Raw genomic sequence first — 6,000 nt, 5'->3', positions numbered from 1 at the left:
GAGATCAACTCCTTGGCTCACAGAACGACATGGCTCCGACCCGACTTGTACCCGCTGCCGGTGCCGGTGCCGGTGCCGGTGCCGGTGCGGGGTGCGGGGCCGCCGTGCGCCCGTGCAGGGGCGGCGACTGGCCCGGCGTGCCCGCCGGCGGGAGTGGTGCGGTGGTCATACGGGCCCCCGATCGCTCGTACCGGACAGCAGGCGGCACCGGCGGGGTGCGGGCCCGCGCGGTGGCCCGCGCCAGCCTTCCCGCGCGGCGCGCCGGGCGCAGGGCGCGGCTCGCGGCACTGCTCCGTCGGGGTGAGCGCTGTCCCTCCGACGGAGCAGCCGGCCGTCCCGGTCGCCCGCCGCCCGCGGGCCGCGCGATCCCGTGTGCGCCGTCGCACCCCGGGTCTACACTCGCGGTCTGACGCCAGGTCAGGCCGGGGCGCGGTGTGCGCCCCGCGGGGGGCGGCTACGGGGGTGCAGGTGGCTCAGGGCTCGGCGCGCGAGAGCGCCCGGATCGGTGGTATGCGCACGACCGCCAAGTACGAAGTCGACGCGCTGGTGAAGGACCTCATCGGCCAGTTCAGCGGCGCCCGGCTGCCGATGCCGGTCGTCGTGCTGTACGCCGAGGACGACGACCCGGATCTGGACCGCGAGGTCCGCGGCGTGGTGCACGCCGTCCAGGAGGCGCAGGAGGCCGGCGGACTGCCGTACCGCGTGGTCGCCGGCGCGGACGGCGACGACCCGCACCGCAACGCCGTCGCCATCGTGGACTCGCTGGCCAAGGGCCCCTGGGCCCGCCGCGGCCCCGCCTGGTACCGCAGCTACCCCGCGCCCCGCTCCCGGCTGGTCGCCGCGATCGAGTCGGCCGCCCGGCACGCCCTCGCCGCCCCCGACGCCGCCGGCCGGCCGCTCGACGACCACGTCGAGACCGTCCTCGGCCGGCTCCGCGACCTGCACTGGCGGCCCGAACCGCGCCCGGCCGGCGGCGAACTGCAGCGGCTGCTGTCGCCCGTGCTCAACTCCACCAGCCTGATCGGCGCCTTCGTCCTCGCCGGGCTCACCAGCCTGCTCACCCAGGCCACCTGGCAGGTCGTCGTCCTCGTGCTGCTCGCCGCCCTGCTGGTGCTCGGCGTCACCGGCTGGGTCCGCCGCAACACCGCGCCGCTCTCCTGGCTCGGCCGGGCCAGCCGCTGGTTCGCCACCACCACCTTCCTCGCCGCGTCCGGCCGGCAGGCCGTCGCCTGGTCGCTCTGGCGGCCCCGGATGTCCTGGGACGTCACCCGGGCGCGCGCCCGCGAGGTCGCCGGCGAGATCCTCAAGGCCCAGCTGCCCGGCACCCCCGACGACGAGAAGGACCGCGCCCAGCAGTTCCACCTGCAGCTGCGCACCCTCGCCCTGCTGGAGGACCTCCGCTGGGCGCACCGCTCCTGGGCGCCGGACCTGCGCGGCCGCAAGCGCCGCGTCCCGCCGGTCGTCTTCGTGCCCCGCGCGGACGCCCGCAACGGCGCGCTGCGGGTGCTCGGCGCGATCTCCGACGTCCGCAGCCGCCGCAGCGAGCAGGACCCGCTGCTCGTCCTCGCCGCCGTCGCCCACGCCGACGTCGCCGCCTGGCTGGAGGACGCCGGCACCGCCCCCGTCACCGTGCACGCCGTCGGCTCCCGCCGCCGCGGCCCGTACGAGAACTGGGTCAGCGACCTGCGGGTCCGCCAGGCCCCCAGCCGCGGCCGGGCGCTGGCCTGGACGCTGCCCGTCCGGCTCACCCGGCACCAGCTGGGGGCCGGCGAGACCACCCGCCTCGCCCCGGTGCCGGTCGGCCGCTCCTGGTGGTTCCTGTGGTCCCGCTGGACGGTGCTCGCCGTCCTCGTCCTCGCCGCCTGCGGCGGCCTGCTGCGGGTGCAGCAGCTCGGCGACCGCTACTGCGGGCCCCGGCTGCTCGGCTCCAACCCGGACGCGGTCTGGCGGGTGGACCCGGGCGGCACCCGCGAGTGCGTCGGCGTCGCCACCGGCGGCGTCTCCCTCGCCGGCGACGGCGGCGGCATCCGCCTCAGCGGCACCCTGCCCGGCGAGGACACCGACCGCACCGGCGCCGCCGTCGGCCTGGAGACCCTGGAGGCCGCGATCCGGCGCGAGAACGCCCGGGTCGACGCCCTGCCCGACGTCCACTACGTCACCGTCGTCTACGCGGGCTCGCTCACCACCGTCGCGGGCCAGCAGTCCCGCGCCCTCAACAGCCTCAAGGAACTCACCGGCGTCCACCTCGCGCAGATCCGCAACAACGCCGGCCCCGGCGACCCGCTGAAGATCAAGGTCCTGGTCGCCAACGGCGGCCAGGACATGTACTTCCAGACCGACATGGTGCGGCGGATCGTCGACCTCGCCCGCCGGGACCGCTCGATCGTCGGCGTGGTCGGCCTCGGCCGCGACACCGCCGACAGCGACAGCTCGCTCACCCTCCTCCAGCAGGCCGGCCTCGCCGTCGTCAGCACCACCAACTCCGGCAGCTACCTCGCCAAGGGCCACGTCAACTACTTCGGCCTCGCCGCCACCGACCAGGAGGAGGCCGCCGCACTGCGGCTGATCGTCGACGGCCTCGCCGTGCCGCCCGCCGACCGCTGGGCCGCCGTCCTCACCCGCACCGCCGGCCGCGACGACCGGTACAGCCCCGAACAGGCCCAGTACGGCTCCGCGATGCTCAAGGAGGCCGGCTTCCAGCTCATCGGCGGCCACCCCCTCGAGTACGGGCTCACCAGCAACGGGGACCCGGACTTCGAGGCGGCGCTCAGCACCAGCTGCCACTCCGAGCACCCGCCGGCCGTGCTCTACCTGGCGGGCCGCGCCGACGACGTCAACCAGCTGATGCGGCGCCTCGCCGCCGACGCCGGCTGCAGCCGGCCGCTCACCGTCCTCACCGGCGACGACCTGACGAAGGCCCAGTTCCGCACCGGCGCCACCTCGATGGCACCGCAGGCCACCCTCTACTACACCGCGCTCTCCGACCCCTCCGTCACCGCCCGCGACTCCGACCTCGCCGCGGTCGCCGCCGCCGAGCTGCGGCTCGCCCCCACCGGCGGCAACCCCTACGAGGACGACGTCTTCTCCGACGGCGCGCTCGCGCTCGCCTACGACGCCACCGCCGCGCTCCAGGCCGGCCCCGCCAAGGCCGGGGCCTCCCAGCACGGCGGCGTCGGATCGGTGATGGCGGGCCTGCGGGCGGTGGAGATGAAGAGCCGGGCCAGCGGCACCGTGGACTTCCGCGACACCCGGCCGCTCGCCACCGGCCCGCAGCCCGGCCACGGGCTGCACATCATCCGGGTACGGCGCGGGCCGCAGGGCACGCCGGTCACCGAACGGATCTGCGGGCGGGCGGCGGGCGACACCCGGCCGCTGACCGGCTGCACGCCGTGAGACCGGCCCGCCCGCCCCGGGGTCAGACCGGGTGGCCGGCCGACCGGAGGCCCTCGCGGACGGCGAGGGCCGCGGCGACGGCACCCGCGTGGGCCTCGGGGCGGGCGTCCGTGGCGGCGGCGATCCGCGCGGCCCGGCGCTCGGCGGCCTCGGCGACCCGCCGGGCCTCCTCGTCGGTCAGCCGGGCACCGTCGAGGCAGGCGGCCCGGCGCCCGCGCACCGCCTCGGCCTCCCGCAGCGCGCGGGCCAGCGCCACCTCGGCCTCCGTCACCCCGTCGGTGAAGTAGTTCGTCACGGCATCGCGGACGGCCGGGACGTACGGCTCCGTCGGCTGCTCTCGGTCGGCCATGGCAGCACGCTAACCGCGGGGGCCGCGGGCGGCACGCAGCACCGCGGGGCACGGACGGGTACGCATGTCAGCCCTTCACCTTCTTCCGCGCCTTCTTCCGGGCCTTCGCGGCCTCGGCCACCTGCTGCTCCTCGTGGGCCCGCTGCGCCGCGTGGAGCAGGCCGTAGCCGAAGGTGTCCTCGCCGTGGCGCCGGGCCCCGGCCGCGGCGTCCACGATCGCGGGCTCGGCGACCACGCCGTCCTGGTGGGCGCCGAGCGGCTGCTGGATCCGCTTCATCCGCTTGCGCAGCTTCTCGGCGGGCGGGCCGGCGGCCGGGGCGGCGCACTCCGCCGCGTACCGGGCCCGTTTGGCCGCCTTGCGGGCGCGGTGCAGCGCCTCGTCGCGTTCGCGGCCGGGCGGCAGGTCGAGCGCGGTGCCGAGGCGGCGGACGGCCCGCCGGCGCTGCCGCTCCAGGACCTTCCGGGCCTCGGACGTGCCGCGCCGGGCCCGCTTGCGCAGCGGCGGCCGGGCGGCGAGCTCGTCGAGGGCGTTCAGCAGGGCGAAGTACCGGCCGCCGTCCATGGCCTGCAGTGCCGTCTGGTGCGCGCGGCGGTAGCGGCGGACGTACCGGGCCGAGATCCGGGCGGACACCTCGGCCGGCCGGCCGGCCGCGGGCAGTCCGGAGGCCTGACGGGCGAGGCCTTCGCCGAGCACCTCGGCGTCCCTGGCCCGGCCGAGCACCTTGCCGAACCGGCGGAGCTCCTTGTCCAGCGGGTCGGTGACGGCGCGGTCGAGCAGCGTGCGGTGGGCGGCGAGCGCGCTGCGGATGCGGCGTACGGCGACCCGCAGCCGGTGCACCGAGTCCGGCCGGTCGACGCGGACGGCCGGGTCGAGGGCGCGGACGGCGACGACCTGGTGGTGCAGGTACCCGGTGAGGGCCGCGGCGACGGATCCCTTCGGCGGCTCGGCCCGGGCGGCCGGTGCTTCCAGCCGGTCGCCGAGCACCCGGCCGAGCTTGGAGCTCGCCGCGGATCTGCGCAGCCCCCGCGCCCGCAGCCGCTCCTCGACCTCGTCCAGCAGCCCGGGGTCGCCGTCGGCCAGCTCGACCTCGGTCTCCGTCCACTCCGTGCGTTCGGGACCGGTGCCGGTCTCGGCGGTGGGCGCCTTGGCCGACACCCGGTCGCGGACCATCTCGGCGAGGGTCCGGTGTTCGGCGTCGACCAGCAGGGTGATCGTCCGGTTCGTCCGCAGCCGGGCCACCGGGGCGAGCCGCTCGCCGCGGGCCGCGCCCCGGACCAGCCGGACGAGCTCCTTGGGCGGCCGCCGCTTGTGCCCGGCGGCCAGCGGCAGCCGGGTCTCGACGCGGATGCCGTCCGAACCGGGCGTCTTCAGATGCCACCCGGCGTCGCCGCCGCCGCTGCGCCGGCGCAGGGTGATCCCGCTGCGCAGCAGGCGCAGGTCGGGGGTGTCGAAGTAGACGGCGTTCAGCTTCTCCGTCCCGCCGGGGACGACCCCGGACACCTGCGACAGCCCGTCGGCGGTCAGCGGGCGGTCGAGGGCGCCGTCGTACTTGCGCTCGTTCTCCTCGTACACGGTGGTCATACCGACCGTCTGTCCGCTCGGGGGCCGCTCCAAGCAGGGCAGCGGCCGGTGTTTCGGGTGGTCCGCGGTTCAGTTCTGCTTGATCGCCGAGACGTCGATCTCCAGGACGACCCGGTCGGAGACCAGCACGCCGCCGCCCTCCAGCGCCGCATTCCAGTTCACGCCGAAGTCCTTGCGGCTGATCGTCACCGAGCCCTCCAAGCCGACCCGGAGGTTGCCGTACGGGTCGACGGCGTTGCCGGTGTACTCGAAGTCGAGGGTGACGGGCCGGGTGGTGGCCTTGATGGTGAGGTCGCCGGTGACCTGGTAGCGGTTGGTGCCGACCCGCTCGACGGTGGTCGAGACGAAGGTGATCTCGGGGTGGTTCGGCGCGTCGAGGAAGTCGTTGGTGCGCAGGTGCTGGTCGCGCTGCTGGTTGCCGGTGTCGATGCTGTCGGTCCGGACGGTGATGCGGCCGTGGGAGCTGCCGGGGTCGTCGCCGTCCAGGTGGGCGGTGCCCTCGAACTCGTCGAAGGAACCGCGGACCTTCGTCACCATCGCGTGGCGGGCCACGAAGCCGATGCGACTGTGGGCGGGATCGAGCACGTACTCCCCGGTGAGCCGGGGCAGCGCGGTGGTCATGGCGGCACTCCTCCTCGGACGGGCCCGGCGGCGGACGGCCGTGCGGGCGTTCCCC

The 6,000-nt window shown here is 76.4% G+C and carries 4 protein-coding genes; 1 reads left to right on the top strand and 3 read right to left on the bottom strand.

The window, feature by feature from the left end; genetic code table 11:
- The first annotated feature begins 510 nt into the window (after positions 1–510).
- Positions 511–3,393, top strand: a complete 2,883-nt coding sequence (locus ABD353_RS31995; protein WP_344627185.1) for a hypothetical protein — start codon at positions 511–513, stop codon at positions 3,391–3,393.
- Between the two features lie 22 nt (positions 3,394–3,415).
- Here the strand turns inward: ABD353_RS31995 and ABD353_RS31990 are convergent, their stop codons facing one another.
- From ABD353_RS31990 to ABD353_RS31980, 3 genes are all read right to left on the bottom strand, one after another.
- Positions 3,416–3,742, bottom strand: a complete 327-nt coding sequence (locus ABD353_RS31990; RefSeq protein WP_344627184.1) for a hypothetical protein — start codon at positions 3,740–3,742, stop codon at positions 3,416–3,418.
- A gap of 67 nt (positions 3,743–3,809) precedes the next feature.
- Positions 3,810–5,324 (bottom strand): CYTH and CHAD domain-containing protein, encoded by a 1,515-nt coding sequence (locus ABD353_RS31985; RefSeq protein ID WP_344627183.1) that lies wholly within the window; start codon positions 5,322–5,324, stop codon positions 3,810–3,812.
- A gap of 69 nt (positions 5,325–5,393) precedes the next feature.
- Positions 5,394–5,945, bottom strand: a complete 552-nt coding sequence (locus tag ABD353_RS31980) for a YceI family protein (RefSeq protein WP_344627182.1) — start codon at positions 5,943–5,945, stop codon at positions 5,394–5,396.
- Positions 5,946–6,000: the final 55 nt, after the last annotated feature.

The sequence above is a fragment of the Kitasatospora arboriphila genome (assembly GCF_039528095.1).
Taxonomy (GTDB): Bacteria; Actinomycetota; Actinomycetes; order Streptomycetales; family Streptomycetaceae; genus Kitasatospora; species Kitasatospora arboriphila.
Note: the sequence above shows the minus strand (reverse complement) of the source record. Positions and strands in the feature narration are given on the sequence as shown.